The sequence below is a fragment of the Arcticibacter sp. genome, from assembly GCF_045629565.1.
GTDB lineage: Bacteria > Bacteroidota > Bacteroidia > Sphingobacteriales > Sphingobacteriaceae > Arcticibacter.
Genome location: NZ_JAZQRL010000100.1, coordinates 128,813 through 151,711 on the forward strand (window position 1 = coordinate 128,813; position 22,899 = coordinate 151,711).

Genomic DNA, 22,899 nt, shown 5'->3' on the forward strand with positions numbered 1-22,899 from the left:
ATGGAAGTCACGAGCACCTTTTGGATAGGTTTTAACCTCTTTGTACTCTTAATGTTAGCACTGGATTTAGGAGTGTTCAATAGGAAGGCTCATGTGGTTTCTGTGAAAGAAGCGTTAACATGGTCGGGGGTATGGATTTGTCTTTCACTGGTTTTCAATGGTCTAATCTATCACTGGTTCGGAGAGGCTAAAGCGATAGAGTTTTTTACCGGATACGTGATAGAAAAGTCTTTGAGCGTAGATAATATATTTGTCTTTGTACTGGTATTTAAGTATTTCCAGATCCCCTCAATTTACCAGCACAAGATATTATTCTGGGGCATTTTGGGCGCACTGGTCATGCGCGTGATTTTTATCTTTGCAGGAGTTGCCTTGATAGAAAAGTTTCACTGGACTATTTATCTCTTTGGCCTCTTTCTGATTTACACAGGTTATAAAATGTTTACCGAAAAGGATAAGCAGATTGAACCGGAGAAAAATCCTGTTATCAAATTTTTCCGAAGAGCCATGCCTGTAACGCATGAATTAAGAGGGGATAAGTTTTTTGTCGTAGAAGATGGCAAGAGATATGCTACTCCGTTGTTTCTTGTCCTCATACTCATCGAAACGACCGATCTGATCTTCGCTGTCGACAGTATACCCGCGATACTGCCTGTCACTCAGGACAGGTTTATTGTTTATACATCTAATGTGTTTGCTATTCTCGGCCTGCGCTCGCTTTATTTTGCGCTTGCTCATGTCATTCACCGCTTCGTTTATCTTTCTACCGGGTTAGCCGTTATCTTGCTATTCGTGGGCCTGAAAATGGTGCTGGTAGACGTCATTAAGATTCCAACTTACATATCATTGATTGTCATAGCTGTCATCATCACAGCAAGTATTGTATTATCCTTAAGGAAGACCCGGGGAGAAAATGAGCTGGAGTCAGATAATAAGATGTAAGTCCAGGACAGTGTCAAATACTGGGTATGAGATAAACAATAAGTAAAATCGCAATAATGAGCATCGATACCGTTAGAACCATCGACAATTTGAAGGAGGGGTAGTATGTTTGACTGAGTAACTTCCGCTCAATACTCCGGTACCGTAGATATGCCAGCAGGACCGACACTGCTCCGATGCCAATTAACAATATTCCTATGACAGAAGAATATCCCTTATCGGGAAGGGTTACCTTCTGGTTAAAAGCAAGAGACAGCTGGCTGATAAAAAGCGAGAATTTCACTACGACGAAACCAAAGCCCATAACGGCAATTCCTGTTCTGATCCAGGCCAAAAATGTTCGTTCATTAGCCAGGTGATCGTTCGGGACTATTTTTGCTGGTATTTTTGTATCATTTTGTTCTTCCATCCGGTTGTATCCTGGGATATAACATCTTCTCCTTACTATCGAAACTATAATGTGGCCCCTGATAAGCAGGAATCATCCCGCCTCGGGGATGATTCCTGCTGTCGAGACGAGCAGACAATAATAGAAAATTATTTCAACTTTAAATCATGTGGCTGGTTTTCCTATGGCACGGGCACAAAAGAATTTAAAATAAGTGGTGATAATGTTACCTGATGGCTTACTTTTGCAGGAATCTATCATCTATATCTTCGGTTTGAAAAGGTTTAATACTATAAAAAAGTACCACAGCTTCCTTAGGTTCAAAAAGGATTTCACCAAGTATAGTGTGAAGAAGGTTTTTAGTTTTGAGATCTTCATCCATTGGCTGAAAAGCAAACTCTCCAAGAACCAATTTCTCCTTCTCTCGGGAATTCTCGTAGGTCTAACTTCTGGCTTGGCTGGTGTTCTGTTGAAAACTCTGGTTGGTAATATCCACTACTTCATTACCGGAAAGGTTCATTTTACAGATCAGATATTGTTCTACCTTATATTTCCTTTTCTGGGGATTGTGCTGACAACAACAGTGGTGATCGTTTTTTTTAAAGGTCAGGACAGAAAGGGGATTCCTGCCATACTCTACGAAATTGCTCAGAATTCCAGCCTGGTTTCATCCGTTAAAATGTATTCACAGATTATTCAAAGCGCCATCACTGTCGGTCTTGGAGGTTCAGCAGGTCTGGAAAGTCCAATCGCTGTCACGGGTGCTGCCATTGGTAGCAATTATGCCAAGACATACCATCTTGATTATCGGTACAGGACGCTGCTGTTAGCCGCAGGAGCGACGGCGGGTATTGCTTCTGCTTTTAATGCGCCAATTGCGGGAGTGATGTTCGCATTTGAAATTTTACTTACAGGAGTAGTGTTTACGGATTTTATTCCACTGGTGGTAGCTGCTGTTTGTGGAAGCTTACTTTCCAAGATTATACTGAACGAGGATGTACTTTTCCATTTTAACGCCCGTGAAGAATTCAACTACACCAATTTGCCTTTTTATCTGGTTTTAGGGATTGGGTGCGGGTTATATGCAAGATATTTCGTCGTTGTCTCCGCGCGTATTGAGCATTTCTTTAAATCTGTTAAGCTGTCTAAGTTTAACAAGGCGTTATTGGGCGGTTCGATACTTTCTTTGTTATGTGTTCTTCTGCCCCCTCTTTTCGGGGAAGGTTACCAGACGATTAAAGATATTACGAATGGCCATATATCTGAGGTTATAAAAAACAGCTTCTTTGATTTTTCTGGTTCCCACGACTGGATCCCGATTGTTTTTCTGGGATTAATCTGTCTTTTGAAGGTTTTTGCTACTGCAACGACAATTCATTCGGGTGGAAACGGGGGGAACTTTGCTCCTTCACTTTTTGCCGGAGGAATTCTGGGATGCTTTATTGCCAGTCTCCTGAAATTTATGGGTATTGAAAATGTACCTGAAACGAATCTTATAATTGTTGGCATGGCGGGAGTGATGAGCGGCGTGATGTATGCACCTCTCACTGCAGTGTTCCTGATAGCCGAGTCAAGTGAGGGATACGACCTTTTTATACCCCTGATGATCGTGTCTGTTATATCTTATCTGATTGTAAGGTGGTTCTCACCCATATCGCCGGATCTGAAAGAACTGGCAGGCCAGGGCAAGATATTTACCAGGGAGCATGACAAAAATCTGCTTTCCCGAATCCGGATGGATGATCTGATAGAAAAGGGTTTTCAGACAGTCTATGTTGAGTCGGCCTTTTCAGACCTACTTGCATTAATTAAAAGTGGAAAAAGGAATTTGATAGGCGTGATCAATGAAAAAGGTGAATTGGTGGGTACCATTTCGCTGGATGACTTAAGACCGTATATGTTTAACGCGGAAGCTTTCAGTAAATTGACCATCAAGGATTTAATGAGACCTCCGTCTGTGATTATTGACTATGGAAAGGATGTTGTAAGTATTATCCGGCTTTTCGATCAGTCTGGCGCTTGGAATCTTCCGGTTACGGATAGTAACGGAAAATTCGTCGGTTTCATTTCAAAGTCGACTATACTCACCAGATACAGACAACTTCTTAAAACTTACTCGTAAGATACATTGCGATCAGTATTGCTATTCTTAATAGCCATTGCCGCCGTAATTGCTACAGATGGTAACAGTTAACCACTGCTCCTTGATATGGGCTCCTTGTCGCGTTGCACCTTAATTAATTTGGGTATCAGCTCCTCGAATTCTTCAACAACTGCTATGTTTGCAGTTGCTAAAAGTAGAGAAATGACAATACAATATTCTTTCGGAAAGGCCACAGAAGGGGATCTTGACCAAATTTGGGACATCCTGAAGGCAGCTATCAAGAGGAGAAAAGAGGAGGGAAGCAACCAATGGCAGGATGGGTATCCAAATGTTGAAGTCATTAAAGAAGATATCAGGAAAGAGAGCGGCTATGTGTTAAAGGAAGGCAAAAACGTTGCGGCCTATTGTGCGATACTTATAAATGATGAGCCAGAGTATGCCAGACTTAATGGTAAGTGGTTAACGCAGGGAGATTTTGTGGTTTATCACCGAGTAGCTGTTTCGGAGAACTATTTAGGACGGGGTATGGGCGAAAGGATACTTAAACACGTTGAAGACTTTGCACGGGCGACCAATATCAGGAGCGTGAAGGCGGATACTAACTTTGACAATATGGCGATGCTGAGGATATTTCAAAAACTTGGGTATTCGTATTGTGGAGAGGTTACCTTCAGAGGAAGTGCCCGAAAAGCTTTCGAGAAGGTTTTGGTTGATTAATCGTTGTGAAACTGGTGATCGCTGCATAGAGAATGGTCATGCAAGCTAGCTGTTAGCCGTGTTCAACCTGGCAGATGAGGATAAGCATTTACATTGAATGCCAGATTTTGATCTGATTTATCAATTATTGAAAGTTTCCCGTCAATTTTTGAAATTGCAGAATGCCTTTCCTGGTTAGGTTTGCAGACCAAGAAACCAATTATTGTTTTCAGATCATTCATCTATGAAAGTAGTATTTCTATTCCTTTTTTCCCTGATGTGTTCTCAGGTTGCCCACGCGCAAAAAACTGCTATCTCGTTTGCTGATTCAGAAATGAAACGTTTCCCGGAAGCCTGGCAACTGGATCATGGGAAAAGATTATATTTCGGTTACGCGCAGGGGGTAGGATGCTCTGCTATGTTACTTGCATGGAAACAAACAGGCGACCGGAAATATTTCAATTATGTGGAGCGATGGGCAGATACTATAATAAACGAAAAAGGCGAGATTCATCAATATAAACCTGAAACCTATAATCTGGATTACATCAACCCTGGCAAAATACTCTTCGATTTGTATAAGGAAACCGGCAAGCAGAAATATAAGCTGGCGATGGACTTGTTGATCAAGCAGCTCAATAATCACCCCCGGACTCTTGAAGGCGTTTACTGGCATAAGTTGATTTATCCTCACCAGATCTGGCTTGATGGCTTGTATATGGCAGATCCCTTCTTGGCTCAATATGCGGTGACATTCAATCAACCGGCAATGATCAATGATGTGGTGAACCAATTTTTGGTTACAGCAAAGCGGACGTACGATTTTAAAACGGGACTTTACTATCATGCCTATGACGAAAGCAGGAAGCAGCGCTGGGCAAATAAGGTAACTGGACATTCTCCCAACTTTTGGGGGAGGAGTATCGGCTGGTGGTATATGGCTTTGGTAGATGTCCTGGATTTTGTTCCTGAAAACCATCCGCAAAGGACTGACATTATCCAGATTATACAAGGCTTAGCGGATGCAATTCCTAAATATCAGGACTCCAATGGCTTATGGTTTCAGGTGATGGATAAGCCTGATCACAAAGGAAATTATCATGAAGCTTCTGTATCGTCGATGTTTATGTACAGCTATGCTAAAGCTGTAAAAATGGGCTATTTGGATAAAAAGTATATGCATGTTGCTGAAAAGGCATATGAAGGCATTATGAAAGACCTTATCGTGAAGGATGCCAATGGAGCGCTTACATTGACAAAATGTTGTGCGGTGTCGGGACTTGGCGGTCGCCCGTACCGGGACGGGAGCGTAGATTACTACGTTAACGAGCGGGTAAGGGATAATGATTCAAAGGCAACGGGCCCATTTATTATGGGCTGTTTCTATCTAGGCAAATAAGCGGATCATGTGATTATCGTATCTCTTACTTGTACCCGTTCCCAGAATTTTGAATATTTCTGAGCAGCCGCCAAATGGTCAGGATGTGTTTCATACACATTAATATCTTCCAGGTTTTCGAAGGTGATAATGAGATTATAGTCGAAAGTATTATCCGTAACGCTTCGTGTTGTGGTTGGAGCAGGCTTTCCGAACGTAAGTTTCTTTGTTACGGGTATATTTTTAAGTGCCTGAAAGAAATTCAGAAATTCTTTCTCTTCTGAGCTGGACAGACCTTTTTTAAGCCAGAAGTAAACTGAATGTATGATGGTTCCGGGGTTATTGGCGTGATCCGATTTAGATCGCGAAAAGCCTTCCGGAACAGGTGACGTAACTATCGCTGATGCGGTGGTGACTATTGCTGTTCCCTTGATAAATGATCTTCTTTTCATGATACGTCGTAGTGGCATTTAGACAGGTCCTGGAATGGTTATCATCCGGAGTGTTAGTCCGGATGATAACCTAAGGAAAGCGTGTGATCAGCGTTTTTTTGCCGTTGCGACGATAGCGATTCCGCCGATGATTAGAAGACCTCCCAAGTATGGAGGCCAGTTAACTGTTTCTTGTTTGTCGGCAGACACCTGTATAGGACCTGCATCGATGATCTTTTCTTTTTTAGTATAGCTAAACCCTGTCCAGATTAACATTACTGCTCCAATTACTATTAAAATTAATCCAATTGTCCTGTTCATAAGTTGGTATTTTCTAATAAAAGGATTTAAGCAGGTAGATTGTTTTAACTAATACTTAAAGTGGTGCTCTTTTGCGCTTGGATCAGTTCGAGGCAACGTTCTAACGTCAGTTGGGTGTTCACAATAAGTGTCTAAATATTAGTGGTATGTAAAGCTAGATCCAGAATTTCCGTAACTAGCCAAGCCGAAAATCCGTCAAGCAGGCCATCAGTGGTCGAGACACCCGGACGTGCTGTTATCAATATGTTTTAGAAGAATGCGGTAGGGGCCAATGATAGATGCGGGAGGCTTACAATCTACCTCTGTGTTGGAGACGGATTCTGGGTGCGGGTTCTTACTGGCCTTGGAACGGATAGTGTACTTCTTCTCCAGGCAACGGATAGGACGTTGGTTGATAACATAAATGCGTTGCTCTTTCACATTGTCAATTGTACCGCCTCCGTCATCAAACGACCATGATATTCCTTTCAGATGCGCGAAATATAGCTTTTCATTCTCTACAAAGTAACAGTCAACCGCCGAATAGTGATCGTACTCATGATATCGGTGAATAACTAAGCGCAGCTGACCTTCGTCCGTGAAATAGGTAACGGTTCCTCCTTTTTCACCCTGACAGGAATATTTGAAGGATGTGGAGTCCATTGCGCCAGTTTCAAGTTGTTTTATCACAGAAGAATATCTTTTCTGTATATCGGCCACTGTGGTCAGCATCCGGTTATCCTTAATGGCAGTATCAACGGTATCGGTCAGCGTGTCCTTAGTCGGAATCGGTTGATGCTGAGTGGTATTCTTATCAGGCTGTCGGGTACAGGAGTGTAGAAAAAGTATTATAAAGCCAAAGAAGATGTTTTTAAATAATCGTGTTTTCAGAGTCATCATTCATCATAACAACATAAAAAATCGATCGGTTTGGATAAGTATCATTTATATGGCTTAGTTAAGGTTATGAGGGGCATTTGAAAGTGCTAAAGATTGATATTATGCGTATTCTTGTTTTCACACATCACGAAGGTACTATGGGTGCTACCGATACTCTTTACCGATCCAAGCTTGTTGAAGACGAAGTCCTGATAGTGCTTCATGTCTTTAGCATACACTTTAAGAAGAAAGTCGAAATCCCCTGAAATATTGTAGCATTCAACTACCTCTTTTAGTTGAAGAATGTCGCTCACAAACTGCCGTCCTACAGCTTTATCATGTTGCTTAAGCTTGATATTACAGAAAACAATGAGTCCATAATTCAGCTTTTCAGCGTCAATTAGGGCGATATATTTTTGGATAAAACCATTACTCTCCAGTCTCTTTACCCTTTCAAATACCGGAGAAGAAGAAAGGTTAACCTTGGCAGCCAATTCTTTCGTAGTCAGGTTTGAGTTCTCTCCCAGGAACTTTAAAAGTTGGATGTCGGTTTCGTCCAGTTCGTGCATAGAATAATTTTCTTTACCTGTCCCCCTTATTGAGCGTTTTAGGGATTAAATACTATGAATTTTAATAAAAGTAGTTAAATATACTTAGTTATTTTGTATTTAGAAGACGATTCAACCTTATTATTAGCTTTGTTCAGAATATGGTTCGAGAATTGAACGAAGTCAAATTGTTTTTTTTTAATGAAAGAGCAGATGGCTTTCAAAGAAACTGTACTGTACGGTATGAATGCGTCTGCGAAGCACGCACGCCCGGTATGGAAGAAATGATATCTTTGCTAGTCGATGTTGAAAGTATAATATAACAGTAACCTCCTATAATTATGTTTCTAGATCAGATCAAGAGCGGAAAATCCGGAATTTTGACCTATGGAATTACGCCGCCAAAAGCGGGAACTTCTCCGGAGCGTATCGCTGAGATCGCTGAAAAGACAATGGCCAGGCTAATCCCCCTGGATATTGATGCGTTGATTGTATATGATGTACAAGACGAGTCCGCCCGCACATCTGAGGAGCGGCCTTTCCCTTTTTTAAATGCGTTGGATCCGTTCGCTTTTGCTAGCGAATACTTGTGTGATCTTAAAGTTCCCAAAGTGATATACCGTCCGGCCGGAAAATTCTCAAAACATGAATTAACGGAATGGCTGGATAAATTGGGGAGACATGAGTGCTATCCTGTATTCGTGGGTGTACCCTCGCCAGAATTTCCGGTAAAAACGACACTTCCTGAAGCCTATCAGCTATGGCAAAAGCACATAGACACCTCCGTGATCGGTGCGGTAACTATTCCCGAAAGACACTCCGTTCTACAGGATGAAGATAAGCGGATATTGGACAAGGCCGCATGCGGGGTATCCTATTTTGTTTCCCAGTGCATTTTTAATGTTGAATTCGCCAAGAAGGTTGTTGAAGACCTCTGCCAGACCTGTAGAGGGCAGCAGCAATTACCACCATCAATGATATTTACGCTGACAGCCTGTGGCTCCCTGAAAACCCTGCAGTTTATGGAGTGGTTGGGTATTCATATTCCGGAAGAACTTAAGGAGGAACTGAAAAATACCGATAATATGCTGGAAAGATCGGTTGAACTTTGCCTGAACATTGCCTCGGAACTGACAGCTTTTTGCGCAGATCGATGTGTCCCCTTCGGATTTAACGTCGAAAGTGTGGCGATCAGAAAAGATGAAATTGAAGCATCAATATATATGGTCAATGAAATAGGTAAAATGTTAACGAAGAAAGGTTTGAGAACTGTATCTAAATCCCTTGTTAACTCGCTTTAAGTTGGATGGGATAATTAACTGCTCATAAATTCATTCAGCTTCTTCCGGATAAACGTTTTATCCTGCTTTGACCCGGCATGAATAAGTGCTTGCTGATAGATCTTGATGGCTTCATCGTTAGTTTTCGCCTTCTCGTATAGATATGCCTTAGTGGTCAGCAGGGCAAATTGATGTTTCTCGCCGATTATTGTATCGATCGATTCAAGCTCGGATATCAATGGTTTAGGGTCGGTAAGGTAACTATCTGCAATTATACGATTCAACCTGACCAGACAGGAATCTGGTTCCAGGATCTGCAGGTGGCTGTATAAGCTGCTAATCTTCTGCCAGTCGGTTTGACTGAAATCCCTACTCAGGCAATGAATAGAGGCGATTAGTGCCTCAAGGTAGAACTTAGATGGACGGTTGGGGCCAGTTGCTTTATTCAGGTAGTAAATACCCTCAGCTATAAAAGCGCGGTCCCACAAACTTCTGTTCTGTTGTTCGAGGGGCAGCCACTCTTGTGTTCCGGATAGCCGGGCAGGGAATCTGGACACGTGGAAGAACATGAGGGAGAGCAAGGCATTTGTTTCCAGATTATCACCTGATCCTGAGAGTAGTATCTTTGTTAGTCTGATTGCCTCATAACAGAGGTCCTTGTTGATGCCTGCACTGCCGCGGGTAGCCTTATACCCTTCATTGAACATTAAATAGAGGATGGAATGAACCATCTCCGTCTGTGCCCATAATTGCGGTTTTGTTTGTCCGCCGAACACGACTCGGGTGTTCCTAAGCATACTTTTGCTTCTGCCGATCGCCTTTTTAACTGCCACATGAGACATCAGCAGTGCGTTCGCAATTTCAGGAGTACCGAAAGCGCAAAGCACATGAAGTGTAAGGGCGATCTGGTTTCGTTGACTGATAGCAGGGTTACAGCAAGCCAGCAGAAGGTGTAGCTGGCTATCGGATATCTCCTCATCATTTAAAGTTATCGCTGATGTAGCTTCGGGTTCAGGAACATCAAGTGCCGTAAGCATTGGATCAACGTATTGAAGTCTTGATTCGCGCTTCAGCATGTTGATTAGCTTGTTGCGAGCGACTTTCATCAGCCAAGCTGAAGGGTTATCCGGGACGCCTGAAAATTGCCACTTGCTGACGGCCGTTTCAAATGCGTCCTGTACAGCGTCCATCACACTATCCAGCTTCGATAATCCATAAACGCGGGTCAAAGCAGCTACCATCATTCCATAGTGATCGCGGAAATGATGTGCAGCTATTTGACCTGCGCTAATTGTTGTATGCTTACTGTTATTCTTCAAGTTGTGTAATCTCTCTTATTTCAACGGTTCTCCGGTCATATTCCAGATCGGGGCAAGTTTTTGCAATATTGAGGGCATCTTCGAGCGAGCTGGCCTTTAGTATGTAATAGCCGCTGATACATTCCTTACTTTCAATATAAGGACCGTCTGTCACGATCTTTTCCTTTCCCCTGATGTATGCGCCTCCGGCATCTAGCGGATTAGCCTCTCTGAACTGATCTTTTTCTATCAGGCCGTTCACCCATTGAATGTGCTTCTCCACGCATTCCTGCATTTCTTCCATTGACAGGTCACCATAATTAGCATCCTCACGGATGAGCATTAAAAATTCTTTCATAACTTTTAAATTTAAACATTTATCTATTGTTCTGCTATGACAATCGACCGGAGCTTTTGGGGACAGGGATTTTAGTAAATATTTTCTTCTCCAGCATTGGCGGGGAACAAGCAGCGGTGAATTTACTTCCATCAAATAGATTTGTTAATATATTTGATCAGGTGTTTTCAGTAGAGATCAATCTTCCAGGGAAATATCTTGACTAACGGCTTGACTTTATACTTCCAGCGATAGAGCTAAGTTGTTTTCTTCAAGATAATCTGCTTTCTTTGAACCAATACTGTGTCGCCTGCAGAAAGCTGTTTGTAAAATTCCGGATTTAGGGTGTTCCAGGAATTATACAGGCCGAAGGTACACCTCTCGCCAGCAATGCCCTGAGTAAAATAATAGGAGAGCGTCGGAATAAAAACCATATTGGCATCTTGCACTTCAACAGCGGCTATCGGAGTATAGCTGCAGCGCTGGGTGTAAGTGTCATGAAAGACCTGGACAGGGACACAGGTCTTTGAAGTTGACAATAAGCCGATGTGCAGATCGGTTCCACATGTGCTCATTGAGTAAGGGTCCCTCACGTACCCTGAGGGGAAACCAGGGTTGCCTATCATCGATGTGATGCTGTCTGTTCCAGTGATGATAAATTGTCCATTTTTGTAATCGCTGATGACAGCACGGAAAGAATTTTGAGGAATGTTACCTTGTATCACTGCTGTATTGTCGTCATTGATAACCAGTGTAAGATCGGTGTCTTGGTAAAGAGTAGTGAGCCCGTAAATGAAAAATGTGTTAGATAATCCTTTTTTATTTACGAAATGCATAACTTCTTGTTGATTGGCGATTTTCCCTTTCTGTGTATACAATTCGGCAGGTAAAATGTTAAGTGTATTCACATCGGCAAAGCTTCCGGGAGTTAAAATCTCCTGTTGAGGGCTATTGTCTTTGGAGCATGACATCATCATGCTGAAAATTGCTGAAGTTAGCAACAAACGATAATTCATTATACAAATTTTGATTGGACCAAAATAGTCATTTCAAGTAACCGTGAAACTTTAATTTAGCAGAAAAGCTGGCAGTGAGCGATATTGGACATAATCTCAATAGCTATTTTTGGGGTAACAATTAATAACCTATGAAACTTAAACTACTGAAGGCAGAAATTGTGATACTTCGTTCGCAAACGAAAGGATGTGCTGAACGCATCCATTTTAATAACGCTGGAGCTGCTCTGCCACCAGATGTGGTGGTCGACACGGTCGTCAGTTACTTAAGAGAAGAAGCGCTGCTTGGGGGCTACGAGGCAGAAGTCATGTATGCGAAGCAAATAGGCGACGTATATACGAGTATCGCGAAGTTAATTAATGCAGAGGATGATGAAATTGCATTGTTTGAAAATGCCAGTTCCGCCTGGCTTACCGCATTCAGAGGTGTATCTTTCCAACGCGGTGATGAAATCATCACGAGTGAAATGGAGTATGTAACCAACCTCATCGGCCTGGTCGATGCGCATAAGGCAAACGGAGTTATGCTGAAAGTTATCTCAAACGACGAACGAGGCAACTTTCCCCTGGATGAGTTAGAGAAAGCGGTATCGCCTAAGACAAAGCTGATAGCGATCACTCATATTTCCTCTTCGGGCGGAGGAGTTTTGCCTGTGGAAAAAATCGGGGAGATAGCGGAAAGACATAATATACTCTATCTGGTTGATGCCTGCCAGAGCGCAGGACAGCTTCCGTTGGATGTGAGGAAAATTAAATGTGATATGCTCTCGGTGACCGGACGTAAGTATCTCAGGGCTCCCCGGGGGACAGGTTTTTTGTTTGTTAAACGTGCCATTCAGGATGAGTTAAAACCGTTATTTCTGGATTCCTTCGCTGCTGCAAACGTATCTCTGTCGGGTTATAACTTGAGACAAGATGCCCGCCGGTTTGAATTATACGAGAAGAATCGTGGTCTTGTCCTTGGCCTTGGCAAGGCGGTTGATTACGCACTTCATGTAGGGATAGATCGGATATGGAACAGGATCGAGTTTTTGTCTTCGGTGATGAGAAAGAAGCTTGCAGACATCCCAGGGGTTATCATGCGGGATTCCGGTGAGAAGCTGAGTGGTCTTATCACTTTTTCGGTCAAAGGTATGGACAGTTCAGCTGTAAAGCTTAAGCTGGGTGCCCTCGGGATCAACGTTTCTATTGGTGCTTCGCAGGCGACGCCGCTGTATATGGAGAAGAGTGGTCTGGACACGGTAGTTCGTGCCTCTGTTCATTATTACAACACAGAGGGAGAGATAGTTATGTTTTGCAGAGAGCTTTCGACGATAATAGAACAGAAAGGATAGTGCTTCAAAAGATAAAACGTATGATTGTGAATGAATGATTATTTTTGATCGATGGGATCTGAACTTCAGCGACTTTACGGAAATATAGATATCTACCTGCTCGACCAGCTGCTTAAAGGTACTTATGATAGTTGTGAAAGGGTGCTCGACGCGGGTTGCGGCAGCGGACGAAATCTGATTTATTTCTTAAGGAACGGCTTCGACGTGTATGGCATTGATAAAGATGCGGATGCAGTATCTGCGGCTGTAGAATTATCAGGAAGACTGGCCCCTGAGCATGCTGAAGAGAATTTTCTGAATGCTTCTGCTGAAAACCTGCCTTTTACTGATAATTATTTTGACCTGGTAATTAGCAGTGCGGTATTGCACTTCGCAGAAAGTCCTGAACATTTTGATAATATGATTCGTTCAATGTGGCGGGTGCTCAAACCCGGCGGTTATTTGTTTGCGAGAATTGCGTCGGACATAGGTATTGAAGCGTTGATCTGTAGTCGGGGAAATGGTCGTTATCTACTGCCCGACGGGAGCGAACGTTTTCTGGTAAACCAGGACATGCTTCTTCAGTATACCCACAGGCTTAACGGCCGGTTGCACGAACCTATAAAAACCACTAATGTGCAAAATTTACGGTGCATGACCACGTGGTGCTTGCAAAAAAATTAGGGAAGTTATGCCGAAGCTTCCGAGGATTTATAAATAATAGCATTAATATTCATTGCGTATATGATTACTGCCTTTGGCCTTTCATGGCAGGCTATCGTTCACTATAGTCTCCACTTCCTTGTTCCCGGTGCAATCGCATTTTTGTTTTTTAACAGTAAGTGGAAAGAAGCCTGGCTCTTCATGATTATGACCATGCTGGTGGATCTGGATCATCTGTTGGCTAATCCGATTTTTAATCCGGGTAGATGTAGTATCGGGTTTCATCCTTTACACTCATACTATGCTATAGGTTTATATTTTGTACTGCTATTTTTTCCTAAAACAAGAATAGTTGCTGTTGGGTTGCTTTTTCACATGTTTACTGATTGGCAGGATTGTATGTGGTAGGGTTGAAGGTTGGTAAAAGCCCGAAATAGAGCCAAAAAAGTCCTGAACCTTTATGTGGAAAGGCTGCTGTATCCACATCCACTAAGAAAACTAAAGGCTATGGCAGATTTAAACAACAAGGTGGAACCTGGCTCAGGAAGAGTTAAACGTTCCCGATATTCAGCACGTGTAGACATGACGCCCATGGTGGATTTGATGTTTCTGCTGATAACCTTTTTTATGTTAACAACAACTCTGGCGAAACCTGTAGCAATGGATGTTGCTATGCCCGATCAGGGAGGTGGCGTCTTAGAAATCTCTGATGAGCGTACAGTAACTATTTGTCTTGGGAAAGATGATAAGTTAGAATGGCATCGTGGAACTATTGAAAATCCTATTATTTCGCCCAGCGTCATCAGCACTAAGAGTAAGGAGATCCGAGAGGTCTTGTTGCAACAATCGCAAGAGGTTTTGCGAGCTACAGGCGACATTAAGAAGGGTTTGATCGTCTTAATTAAACCTAGTGATAAGTCAAGTTATAAAAATTTGGTGGACATCATTGACGAGCTGACGATTACGAATGTCAATACATACTCCATTGTCGATATTTCTTCGGATGAGCTGGCTGTAATGAAGGAAATTAAGATTTACTAAGCGGCACGAAATTAATAGATGGTATTCTGCTTTTTTTGGACAAAGGGTAAAAGGTTTTTACAAAAAACGGTATATTTCAATTTCAGACTTTTATATTGCCCCTGCAAACCGATATTGAATATATGAACCTGATCTTAAGAACCTGCCTGCTTGCTGTCTTCATTTGTTGTGCGGTTGATGCAGCGTCCCGGGCGGAAAACTTACAAGCTGGCATTAATGTTCGTGATTTCGGCGCTAGTGGTGACGGTAAAACGCTTGACACTCAGCCAATAAACAAAGCGATAGATGCAGCTGCGCGGTCTGGAGGTGGCACTGTCTACTTTCCCGCAGGCACGTATGCCACACATTCCATTCACCTAAAAAGTAATATCAGCCTGTACATAGACCAGGGTGCTACGATTCTGGCGGCTGACCCAGTTCCAAATGGCGCTGGCTATGATCCCGCCGAACCCAATGAGCACGATAAATTCCAGGATTTCGGTCATAGTCATTGGCAGAACAGCTTAATATGGGGGATTGGTCTGGAGAATGTCTCTATCCTTGGTCCCGGAACTATTTATGGCAAGGGACTCACTAAGAACGTTCCGCGTCCCGGCCAGGGGAACAAAGCCATCGCATTAAAGCTATGTCGCAACGTTATTCTGAGAGATTTTACAATCCTTTACGGCGGCCATTTTGGTATCCTGGCAACCGGAGTAGACAATCTGACGATTGATAATCTGAAAATCGATACGAATCGAGACGGGATGGATATTGATTGCTGCCGGAATGTCCGTATTACCAACTGTACGGTAAACTCGCCCTGGGACGATGGGATCTGCCTGAAGAGTTCTTATGCCCTCGGTTTTGCTCGCGCAACAGAAAATGTAACAATAGCCAATTGCCAGGTAAGTGGTTTTGACCGTGGGACGCTCATTAATGGAACTTACCAGAAGAACGAAGCGGGTATGGTACCAGACAGACAAGGACCTACAGGACGTATTAAGTTTGGTACGGAAGCTAACGGAGGCTTCAAGAACATTACGATCACCAACTGTTTGTTTCAGTATTGCCGGGGTCTAGCGCTGGAGACGGTTGACGGAGGGGTGCTGGAAGACGTAGCCATCAGCAATATGGTAATGAAAGACCTGACCAATTCGCCGATATTCCTTCGCCTGGGTGCGCGTATGCGGGGTCCTGCCGGCACACCTCCCGGAAAGCTCCGCCGGGTAAGTATTTCGAACCTTGTCGCATATAATGCGGATTCGCACTTTTCTTCGATCATTGCGGGAATACCTGGAAATGATATAGAAGACATTAAGCTCAGCAATATCCGGATTTATTACCGACCCATAGATTCGCCACTAGTGCAGATCCAGACAGCTGTGCCTGAATTTTCTAAAGACTATCCTGAACCACAACGCTTTGGTGTTATGCCCTCGTATGGGTTTTTCATTCGCCATGTGCGGAACATAGAAATGAATAATGTGGAAATAAGTTATATGGGCGAGGAGACCAGGCCTGCTATGATACTTGAAGACGTCAAGGGTATTAGCCTCAACAATTTCAAAGCGCAGACACCTGCCGGAAGACCAGTGGTTGTCCACCGAGGAACAAGAGATATCAGTATTTTTCCCGTAGGATCCATCCCTAAGGACAAGATCAGGAAAGAAGCGCAACCAGCCACAGTGCCTGATCCGGTTCCAAGGCGTGGGCAGAGTTAAGCAAATATCACCGAGATAATCCGATTTTTATGACAGGTTTAATAAAATATGTAACAGCTTTTGTCCTGCTTCTGGCAGTAAGTCCGTCTGTGATGTCCCAGATTGGCAGGCGCTTCCCTTCTGAACGAAAAATAGTTAAAGATCCAGTGACAGGCACGATGCTTACCTTTCTTACGAGCACGCCAGCAGGTGATAACAAAATATACCAGACTCATAACCAATGGACCTCAGACGGTGAGTGGCTGATATTTCGTTCAAACCGGGCCAACGGAGAAGCTATAGCTGTTCATGAAAAAACGGGCGATATGGTTCAGGTGACAGAAGGGGGCTATACCGGGATGCTTAATATCGCCAGAAAATCGATGAAACTGTATTTCATGAGAAGCATTTCAAACCGTCCGAAAGGATCGCTCGAAATAGTGGAAGTTAATCTCGCCAAAGTCTTTGCAGATAGCCGATCAGGCAAGATGCAGGCTGCGTCTGCCTATCAACGGGTATGTGGTGTTACTCCTGCAGAACTCGGTGCAGGAGGTGATATGGCACTGGATGGGGAGGAGGAGTGGCTCTATTTTAGAGTTGGTAGGGAGGAAGCTGCCAGACATCTTGCTGCGGGGACTAAAATAGAACCGGCTTTTGGTCCAAGAAAAATGGGTGCGGGCCCTTCTGGTATAGGAGCTATGAACGTTAAAACCGGCCAGATGAAGCATGTGGTTTCTGTGCCTTTTCAAGTTGGGCATATTCAGACCAATCCATGGGTTGCGGGCGAAATTGTTTTTTGTTGGGAAACCGGCGGGAAGTCACCTCAGCGAATGTGGATAGTAAATGCAGATGGTAAAGGATTAAGACCTCTGTATCCCGAAGCACCTACCGAATGGGTCACGCATGAAGCGGTTATTACAAAGGACGAAGTTGCCTTTGCTATTATGGGGCACAGGAAAATTGCGGGCACAGCGGGTCCGGCTAATGCAGGTACAGCGGTAGGAGGTGCTAACCCCGGGCAGGAAGCGGATTGGGGGCCTTCAGGCACTCGGGAGAAACCTACAGGCCTGGCAATAGTTAATATCAGAACCAGAGAGGTTCAAATTGCTGGACAAACGAAATCGGGAAGCGGGTTGTGGCATGTCAGCGGATCGTCTGATGGACGTTTCGCCGTTGGAGATGATTTTGCAAGGGATCTTTATTTGATTGACAGGACGACAGGGGAGATTATAAAACTTAGCGGGGGGCATAAAACGACTGCGGCAGACCATATTCATCCAACTTTCAGTCCTGATGGGACAAAGATACAGATACAGTCGGCAATGCTTTCAGACGATAACAGATCGATGAATATCTGTATTGTTCCGGTGCCAGAGGAGTGGCTCAGGAGAAGGTAGACGTAAAAAACTTTGGGACAATAATTATCCTCTTCGTAGCCACATTCATATTCAAAAAAGCAAATGTCAATACTGTTGGAACTCAGGGAAAAATCAAACTTGACTCAGGAAGAATTGGCTGAAAGGTCGGGAGTTTCCGTCAGAACCATCCAGCGTATCGAGGCAGGAAAAGAACCGAGGGGATACACGTTGAAGGCATTGGCCAAGGCTCTTGAAGTTGACCAAAAAGAGCTTGTGTCCGAAGATGTAGAAGTTGTTGACAGGACCAACTACACTCTGCTGAAGATTATAAATCTTTCTTCATTGCCGGTTACGTTCATTCCATTCGCAAGCATATTACTGCCCCTTTTGATTATGTTCTTCAGTAAGCAATTTCATCCCATCGCCAAGCAAATTGTATCTGTTCAAATCATGTGGACCATATCATCGGCAATAGTTTTCATGCTTAGCGCTCTTTCTAAAAATATATTTCCCAACGGAAGTATATTTATTCTGGTTGTTATGGTGCTAATTGTCTTGTCGAACATCTGTATCATCCTGATTAATACAGCAGGACTTGACAAGAACAAATCGCTTCGCATAAAACTGCCATTTAGTATAATATAGCGTTTTGAAGCAAATGGCGGCAGTTTGTCGGGTTATTGGCGGCTTGATTTTGATGTAAAATTTCAAAGATCAGAGAACTTTGTAAAAAAAACACATGACAAAGTACCTATTGGTCGGAACAGTAATTCTTTTTTACTGCTACCAAAATTGCCTGGCACAAATAAGCCGAAAATCAGCGCTATTTATGGAACTGAAGAAACAAGATAGCGTTTTCTTTGAGAGAGGGTTCAACCAATGTGATTTCGGCTATCTCGAAAAGACTATTGCTAAGGATCTGAGGTTTTATCACGATAAGGGTGGTTCCCAGGATCGAGAATTGTTTTTTCAAAATATGCGGAACAATATCTGCTCGAATCCGAACAGGAAGCCGATCAGAAAGGTGGACGAGGCAAGTCTCACTGTTTATCCCCTCTATAACGATGGTGTTTTATACGGAGCCATCCAGTCGGGAATCCATTACTTCTATATTCGGGAAACCGGGAAAGATGATGTATGGACGAACACTGCGAAATTCACCTCGGTATGGTTGCTTGAAAGCAGTGTTTGGAAACTGAGTGATGTACTAAGCTACGACCATCAGGACCCCGAAGCAAATGCAGGAAAAACGAGCGGGGTCATGCAAATGCTGGAGGATAATCATGTCCCGGCTCTGGGCCTGGGTATTATTGATGGAGGTAAGGTAACGAGAATAGAGGTCTACGGGACGCTCGATGGGAAAACTACAGCTCCTGCAAATACAATCTTCAAGGTTGCGTCTTTGACCAAACCGATTATGGCTTTAACAACGTTAAGACTTGTTCAGAATGGATTGCTTGATTTAAATGAACCATTATATAAGTATTGGGTAGATCCTGACCTTGAAGGTGACATGCGGTACCGGAAACTGACGCCGAAAATTATTCTTAGCCATCAAACTGGCTTTCCTAACTGGCGCTATATGAAAGATTCCAAAAAGCTTGCGTTTGAGTTCGAACCCGGTAGCAGTTACCAATATTCGGGAGAGGGTTATGAGTATCTGAGAAAAGCGGTTGAATCTAAACTTAAGAAAAGCATAGAAGAGCTTGCGCGTGAGTATCTTTTTCAACCGGCAGGAATGAATGATACCCGCTTCTGGTGGGACAAGACGATGGACGAGAGTAGATATGCCAGGAACTTTGATACTTCTGGTAATGTTATCCCTGTAGCGAAGTACTATCATGCTAATGCAGCTGCCAACCTTTTGACAACAGTAGAAGACTATAGTAAGTTCCTCGCCTATGTTGTGAGTGGAGCTGGGCTGTCTGAAGCGCTTCTAAAAGAGATGCATAAGAGTCAGGTCCAAACAGGTAAAGGTGACTACTTTGGCCTCGGATGGGAAAAACTAACGAACTTCAGTAATGGAGAGTATGCATTATTGCATACCGGGAAAGATCCGGGGGTCAGTACTTTAGCTGTCATGTTTCCGAAATCGAAAAACGGATATGTACTTTTCCTGAACGGGGATAATGCGATGAAAATATATGAAGGCATGCTTACTCACTACCTTTATTTGGGTAAGGAGTTGTGGGGGAAAAGATGAGGCGTTTTACCTCAATAACCGATATCCGGTTGGCGATTTGATTTATTTCAAAAAATATTTTGTGTAATCAATTATATATTCAATATTTGGTCAACCAATATTTGGTCAACCAATATGAAGGAATTAATTGATACCATTCAAGCCATAGAGGTCGAGAATCCCGTCGACAAGATTATCCGACAACTTAAAAATTTAATCGTCTCCGGTCAACTTAAGCCAGGCGACAGATTGCCTGCTGAGCGCGTTCTTTCAGAAAGGTTTGCTGTGGGCAGAAGCTATGTAAGAGAGGCGATACTTAAGCTCGAGTTTTACGGGCTGCTGAAAACGAATCCCCAAAGCGGTACATATGTATCCGGGTTAAGCATTAAAGTCATCGATAGCTTAATAACTGACATTATCAATTTCAATAAGGATGATTTCAGTGCATTGGTGGAGGCCAGATTTTATTTGGAACGCGATGCTATTCGTCTGGCCGCCGAACGCAGGACCGATGAAGATCTTGTAATAATTCAGAAGGCGATGTATGATTACGAAGCTAAAGTGAAAAGTGGCGGTAATGCAGTGGAAGAGGATATGCTTTTCCATGTGGCAATCGCCAAAGCTACCAAGAACTCTGTGATAGAATCCATGATCCTCAATCTTATTCCGGATCTGATAAAGAACATTACTGAAAATAAGATCTGCGGTGAGAATCGGGAAAAAATTGCCGTACGTGAGCACATGGAAATCATGGAGGCGATTACACTGTCTGATCCGGATATGGCAGACAAGGCAATGGCCAGTCACCTAAGTGAGATTCTCACGATAAGCAGATCCGGATTTAAAAATAAGCCGAAATGATAGAGAGTTAAAAACAAAGCTGTCTTGATTGGCAGCATTTCCTAACCGCCTAATTTTAAACTATGAACTACTTAAAAAAAGTGGTAATTGTAAGCCTTTGCCTTTATTTTCCCGATCTGTTGCATGCACAGAAGCATCCTAATATCATGCTTAGCAAAGAAAATGTGGCTTCTGTAAGAGAGGGTTTGCAGAAGTATCCTTTGTTAAAAGATTCTTACTCTGAAGTTTTAAAAGAAGCCGATCTCGCTGTGAATGCAGCGATACAGGTGCCAGTTCCCAGAGATGGCGGCGGAGGAATCACACATGAGCAGCATAAAAAGAATTATCAACGTATTTTAGCATGCGGCGTTGCCTATCAGCTCAGCCAGGATCTGAAGTATGCGGATTATGTGAGAGATATTCTCTTAATCTATGCTAAGCAATACAAGAAATGGCCCTTTCACCCGAAGAGCAATCCGAGTAACCCTCCAGGAAGAATCTTCTGGCAAAACCTGAACGACTGTGTATGGCAGGTACACGTGATCCAAGGCTACGATTTGGTGTATGATGCTCTTTCCGCAAGGGACAGGAAGACCATCGAAAATGATCTCTTTCTCCCCGTCTTGAAATATATCACAGCAGACTCTTACGAAACATTTAACAGAATCCATAACCATGGCACCTGGGCGGTGGCGGCTGTTGGCTTGACCGGGTATGTTATGGGCAGGCAGGAATACGTGGATATGGCCTTAAAAGGATCTGATAAACAAGGAAAGTCTGGTTTTTTTGCTCAGATTGATCAGCTTTTTTCACCAGATGGGTATTATACCGAGGGCTTCTATTATCAACGTTATGCGATTATGCCTTTTATTGTCTTCGCGAAAGCAATACAACAATATCAGCCGGAGCTTAATATTTATAACTACAGAAACGGGTTGCTCAAAAAGGCCGTGAACACTGCTTTGCAAGGGACATATACAAACGGCGTGTTTTTCCCGATCAATGATGCGATTAAGGAAAAGACATTTGAGTCAGAGGAGCTGGTTTACGGTGTAGATATTGCGTACGCTGATATGGGAGGGGATCCGGGCTTGTTATCGATTGCGCGGAGACAGAAGAAGGTGGTGGTTTCGGATGCCGGACTACAGGTTGCCAGGGATATATATGTGGGTAAAGTCAAGGATTTTAGTTATCGCTCTCAGTGGATTGGTGATGGTAAAAGTGGAAAAGAAGGGGGACTTGGTATTCTCCGGGGCCGGGAAAGCAAAAGTCAGCAGTGCTTGGTGTTTAAAGCCGCATCCCAGGGATTGGGGCATGGACACTTTGACAGACTCAACATTCTTTATTACGACAATGGAGGTGAAGTATTCCCAGACTACGGTGCGGCACGCTTCATCAACATTGAAACAAAAGGTGGTGGCGGTTATCTGAAAGAGAACACCACGTGGGCGAAGCAAACCGTTGCCCATAATACATTGGTTGTTGATCAAACCTCAGCATTTAAGGCGAACCTGAAAGAGGCTGAAAAACATTATCCGCGACTCATTCACTTCGATGTTAAGGATGAAATTCAGGTTGTTAGCGCCGAAGAAAATAACGCATACCCTGGTGTCGCTATGCGCCGTACGACAGCATTGATCCGGCTTGACGGACTAAATAAGCCATTGCTAGTCGATATCGTTCAAGCACGATCTGAAACAGCCCACCAATATGATCTTCCTTTTTGGTATAAAGGTCACGTTGTTGATGCCTCTTTTAAGATACATGCTAAAACAAACAACTTACAGGCATTGGGTGAGCGGTTCGGCTACCAACATATATGGCTGAATAGCCAGTCCAATATCGACAGAGGAAATGGTTATGTTACCGTTCTTAATGCTAATCAGTTCTACACAACGACTTTTGCGACAGGGACTCCCCTTCAAATTAAGCTGGTATCCCTTGGAGCCAACGATCCGGAGCTGAATCTGGTAGAGAGTAAGGCATTTATTCTTTCCCAGCCACAGTCAACAAACCAGACTTTCGTTTCACTTACCGAAAATCATGGGGGGACCGACCCCCGCGCTGAGGTAACGACAGGTGCGAAGAGCTCTGTTGCAGCGGTTTCTATTATAAAATCTGATTCCATGCAGACCTCCTTCAGTTTCAAGCTAAACGATAGATTGTATACCATTAAGGTAAACTATCAGGATAAAAATAATTTCATTCAAATCAATCAATAAT

Annotated in this window: 23 protein-coding genes; 15 read left to right on the top strand and 8 right to left on the bottom strand. The window is 43.3% G+C overall.

The features are described from left to right. Window positions 1–942, top strand: a complete 942-nt coding sequence (locus ACKI5J_RS12485; protein ID WP_407429805.1) for a TerC family protein — start codon at window positions 1–3, stop codon at window positions 940–942. A gap of 13 nt (window positions 943–955) precedes the next feature. On the opposite strand, the gene ACKI5J_RS12490 is transcribed toward ACKI5J_RS12485, so the two are convergent. Continuing rightward, a complete protein-coding gene (locus ACKI5J_RS12490) occupies window positions 956–1,351 on the bottom strand; it encodes a YidH family protein (RefSeq protein ID WP_407429806.1) in 396 nt (131 codons plus the stop codon). Between the two features lie 253 nt (window positions 1,352–1,604). Between ACKI5J_RS12490 and ACKI5J_RS12495 the strand changes: the two genes are divergently transcribed. From ACKI5J_RS12495 to ACKI5J_RS12505, 3 genes are all read left to right on the top strand, one after another. Next, entirely contained in the window at window positions 1,605–3,452 is a 1,848-nt protein-coding gene (locus tag ACKI5J_RS12495; protein ID WP_407429807.1) for a chloride channel protein, read from the top strand. 183 nt (window positions 3,453–3,635) lie between these two features. Beyond that, a complete protein-coding gene (locus ACKI5J_RS12500; RefSeq protein WP_407429808.1) occupies window positions 3,636–4,151 on the top strand; it encodes a GNAT family N-acetyltransferase in 516 nt (171 codons plus the stop codon). A 223-nt stretch (window positions 4,152–4,374) separates the two neighbouring features. After that, complete coding sequence (locus ACKI5J_RS12505) at window positions 4,375–5,529, top strand: glycoside hydrolase family 105 protein (RefSeq protein ID WP_407429809.1); 1,155 nt, start codon at window positions 4,375–4,377, stop codon at window positions 5,527–5,529. A 5-nt stretch (window positions 5,530–5,534) separates the two neighbouring features. Here the strand turns inward: ACKI5J_RS12505 and ACKI5J_RS12510 are convergent, their stop codons facing one another. The 4 genes from ACKI5J_RS12510 to ACKI5J_RS12525 all read right to left on the bottom strand — a co-directional run bounded on the left by ACKI5J_RS12510 (window position 5,535) and on the right by ACKI5J_RS12525 (window position 7,687). Beyond that, on the bottom strand, window positions 5,535–5,960 hold the full coding sequence (locus tag ACKI5J_RS12510) for a Dabb family protein (protein WP_407429810.1): 426 nt from the start codon (window positions 5,958–5,960) through the stop codon (window positions 5,535–5,537). Between the two features lie 87 nt (window positions 5,961–6,047). After that, window positions 6,048–6,260 carry a hypothetical protein gene (locus tag ACKI5J_RS12515; protein WP_106293031.1) on the bottom strand — a complete coding sequence of 71 codons (213 nt, stop codon included), beginning with the start codon at window positions 6,258–6,260 and terminating at the stop codon, window positions 6,048–6,050. Between the two features lie 207 nt (window positions 6,261–6,467). After that, a complete protein-coding gene (locus tag ACKI5J_RS12520) occupies window positions 6,468–7,139 on the bottom strand; it encodes a hypothetical protein (RefSeq protein WP_407429811.1) in 672 nt (223 codons plus the stop codon). An 86-nt stretch (window positions 7,140–7,225) separates the two neighbouring features. Next, on the bottom strand, window positions 7,226–7,687 hold the full coding sequence (locus ACKI5J_RS12525; protein ID WP_407429812.1) for an Lrp/AsnC family transcriptional regulator: 462 nt from the start codon (window positions 7,685–7,687) through the stop codon (window positions 7,226–7,228). Between the two features lie 320 nt (window positions 7,688–8,007). Between ACKI5J_RS12525 and ACKI5J_RS12530 the strand changes: the two genes are divergently transcribed. Next, window positions 8,008–8,967: a methylenetetrahydrofolate reductase gene (locus ACKI5J_RS12530; protein WP_407429813.1), complete on the top strand. Its 960-nt coding sequence runs from the start codon at window positions 8,008–8,010 to the stop codon at window positions 8,965–8,967. A gap of 14 nt (window positions 8,968–8,981) precedes the next feature. Here the strand turns inward: ACKI5J_RS12530 and ACKI5J_RS12535 are convergent, their stop codons facing one another. From ACKI5J_RS12535 to ACKI5J_RS12545, 3 genes are all read right to left on the bottom strand, one after another. Then, window positions 8,982–10,265, bottom strand: a complete 1,284-nt coding sequence (locus tag ACKI5J_RS12535; RefSeq protein ID WP_407429814.1) for an RNA polymerase sigma factor — start codon at window positions 10,263–10,265, stop codon at window positions 8,982–8,984. Then, window positions 10,255–10,602, bottom strand: a complete 348-nt coding sequence (locus tag ACKI5J_RS12540) for a YciI family protein (RefSeq protein ID WP_407429815.1) — start codon at window positions 10,600–10,602, stop codon at window positions 10,255–10,257. Before ACKI5J_RS12540 ends, ACKI5J_RS12535 begins: the two co-directional genes overlap by 11 nt. Before the next feature lie 236 nt (window positions 10,603–10,838). Then, window positions 10,839–11,597, bottom strand: coding sequence for a hypothetical protein (locus tag ACKI5J_RS12545; RefSeq protein WP_407429816.1), 759 nt, complete (start codon window positions 11,595–11,597; stop codon window positions 10,839–10,841). Window positions 11,598–11,728: 131 nt separating this feature from the next. Here ACKI5J_RS12545 and ACKI5J_RS12550 point away from each other — a divergent pair, with 131 nt between their 5' ends. From ACKI5J_RS12550 to ACKI5J_RS12595, 10 genes are all read left to right on the top strand, one after another. Beyond that, entirely contained in the window at window positions 11,729–12,931 is a 1,203-nt protein-coding gene (locus ACKI5J_RS12550) for an aminotransferase class V-fold PLP-dependent enzyme (protein ID WP_407429817.1), read from the top strand. Between the two features lie 51 nt (window positions 12,932–12,982). Then, window positions 12,983–13,594: a class I SAM-dependent methyltransferase gene (locus ACKI5J_RS12555; protein WP_407429818.1), complete on the top strand. Its 612-nt coding sequence runs from the start codon at window positions 12,983–12,985 to the stop codon at window positions 13,592–13,594. A 60-nt stretch (window positions 13,595–13,654) separates the two neighbouring features. Next, window positions 13,655–13,981, top strand: a complete 327-nt coding sequence (locus ACKI5J_RS12560; RefSeq protein WP_407429819.1) for a DUF6122 family protein — start codon at window positions 13,655–13,657, stop codon at window positions 13,979–13,981. 99 nt (window positions 13,982–14,080) lie between these two features. After that, window positions 14,081–14,614: an ExbD/TolR family protein gene (locus tag ACKI5J_RS12565; protein ID WP_407429820.1), complete on the top strand. Its 534-nt coding sequence runs from the start codon at window positions 14,081–14,083 to the stop codon at window positions 14,612–14,614. Between the two features lie 122 nt (window positions 14,615–14,736). Further along, window positions 14,737–16,317, top strand: a complete 1,581-nt coding sequence (locus tag ACKI5J_RS12570) for a glycoside hydrolase family 28 protein (RefSeq protein ID WP_407429821.1) — start codon at window positions 14,737–14,739, stop codon at window positions 16,315–16,317. Window positions 16,318–16,346: 29 nt separating this feature from the next. After that, complete coding sequence (locus ACKI5J_RS12575) at window positions 16,347–17,693, top strand: hypothetical protein (RefSeq protein ID WP_407429822.1); 1,347 nt, start codon at window positions 16,347–16,349, stop codon at window positions 17,691–17,693. Window positions 17,694–17,756: 63 nt separating this feature from the next. After that, window positions 17,757–18,299: a helix-turn-helix domain-containing protein gene (locus ACKI5J_RS12580; protein ID WP_407429823.1), complete on the top strand. Its 543-nt coding sequence runs from the start codon at window positions 17,757–17,759 to the stop codon at window positions 18,297–18,299. 184 nt (window positions 18,300–18,483) lie between these two features. Beyond that, window positions 18,484–19,857 carry a serine hydrolase gene (locus ACKI5J_RS12585; protein ID WP_407429824.1) on the top strand — a complete coding sequence of 458 codons (1,374 nt, stop codon included), beginning with the start codon at window positions 18,484–18,486 and terminating at the stop codon, window positions 19,855–19,857. A gap of 114 nt (window positions 19,858–19,971) precedes the next feature. After that, window positions 19,972–20,697: a FadR/GntR family transcriptional regulator gene (locus ACKI5J_RS12590; RefSeq protein WP_407429825.1), complete on the top strand. Its 726-nt coding sequence runs from the start codon at window positions 19,972–19,974 to the stop codon at window positions 20,695–20,697. Between the two features lie 62 nt (window positions 20,698–20,759). Then, window positions 20,760–22,898 (top strand): heparinase II/III family protein, encoded by a 2,139-nt coding sequence (locus tag ACKI5J_RS12595; protein WP_407429826.1) that lies wholly within the window; start codon window positions 20,760–20,762, stop codon window positions 22,896–22,898. Window position 22,899 lies beyond the last annotated feature (1 nt).

What these genes read in the sequence shown, in the direction of transcription:
- ACKI5J_RS12575 (WP_407429822.1), top strand. Translation starts at nt 16,347, where the DNA reads ATGACAGGTTTAATAAAATATGTAACAGCTTTTGTCCTGCTTCTGGCA.
- ACKI5J_RS12525 (WP_407429812.1), bottom strand. Translation starts at nt 7,687, where the DNA reads ATGCACGAACTGGACGAAACCGACATCCAACTTTTAAAGTTCCTGGGA.
- ACKI5J_RS12560 (WP_407429819.1), top strand. Translation starts at nt 13,655, where the DNA reads ATGATTACTGCCTTTGGCCTTTCATGGCAGGCTATCGTTCACTATAGT.
- ACKI5J_RS12505 (WP_407429809.1), top strand. Translation starts at nt 4,375, where the DNA reads ATGAAAGTAGTATTTCTATTCCTTTTTTCCCTGATGTGTTCTCAGGTT.
- ACKI5J_RS12500 (WP_407429808.1), top strand. Translation starts at nt 3,636, where the DNA reads ATGACAATACAATATTCTTTCGGAAAGGCCACAGAAGGGGATCTTGAC.
- ACKI5J_RS12485 (WP_407429805.1), top strand. Translation starts at nt 1, where the DNA reads ATGGAAGTCACGAGCACCTTTTGGATAGGTTTTAACCTCTTTGTACTC.
- ACKI5J_RS12550 (WP_407429817.1), top strand. Translation starts at nt 11,729, where the DNA reads ATGAAACTTAAACTACTGAAGGCAGAAATTGTGATACTTCGTTCGCAA.
- ACKI5J_RS12590 (WP_407429825.1), top strand. Translation starts at nt 19,972, where the DNA reads ATGAAGGAATTAATTGATACCATTCAAGCCATAGAGGTCGAGAATCCC.
- ACKI5J_RS12570 (WP_407429821.1), top strand. Translation starts at nt 14,737, where the DNA reads ATGAACCTGATCTTAAGAACCTGCCTGCTTGCTGTCTTCATTTGTTGT.
- ACKI5J_RS12595 (WP_407429826.1), top strand. Translation starts at nt 20,760, where the DNA reads ATGAACTACTTAAAAAAAGTGGTAATTGTAAGCCTTTGCCTTTATTTT.
- ACKI5J_RS12555 (WP_407429818.1), top strand. Translation starts at nt 12,983, where the DNA reads ATGGGATCTGAACTTCAGCGACTTTACGGAAATATAGATATCTACCTG.
- ACKI5J_RS12565 (WP_407429820.1), top strand. Translation starts at nt 14,081, where the DNA reads ATGGCAGATTTAAACAACAAGGTGGAACCTGGCTCAGGAAGAGTTAAA.
- ACKI5J_RS12585 (WP_407429824.1), top strand. Translation starts at nt 18,484, where the DNA reads ATGGAACTGAAGAAACAAGATAGCGTTTTCTTTGAGAGAGGGTTCAAC.
- ACKI5J_RS12540 (WP_407429815.1), bottom strand. Translation starts at nt 10,602, where the DNA reads ATGAAAGAATTTTTAATGCTCATCCGTGAGGATGCTAATTATGGTGAC.
- ACKI5J_RS12545 (WP_407429816.1), bottom strand. Translation starts at nt 11,597, where the DNA reads ATGAATTATCGTTTGTTGCTAACTTCAGCAATTTTCAGCATGATGATG.
- ACKI5J_RS12490 (WP_407429806.1), bottom strand. Translation starts at nt 1,351, where the DNA reads ATGGAAGAACAAAATGATACAAAAATACCAGCAAAAATAGTCCCGAAC.
- ACKI5J_RS12580 (WP_407429823.1), top strand. Translation starts at nt 17,757, where the DNA reads ATGTCAATACTGTTGGAACTCAGGGAAAAATCAAACTTGACTCAGGAA.
- ACKI5J_RS12510 (WP_407429810.1), bottom strand. Translation starts at nt 5,960, where the DNA reads ATGAAAAGAAGATCATTTATCAAGGGAACAGCAATAGTCACCACCGCA.
- ACKI5J_RS12515 (WP_106293031.1), bottom strand. Translation starts at nt 6,260, where the DNA reads ATGAACAGGACAATTGGATTAATTTTAATAGTAATTGGAGCAGTAATG.
- ACKI5J_RS12520 (WP_407429811.1), bottom strand. Translation starts at nt 7,139, where the DNA reads ATGATGACTCTGAAAACACGATTATTTAAAAACATCTTCTTTGGCTTT.
- ACKI5J_RS12530 (WP_407429813.1), top strand. Translation starts at nt 8,008, where the DNA reads ATGTTTCTAGATCAGATCAAGAGCGGAAAATCCGGAATTTTGACCTAT.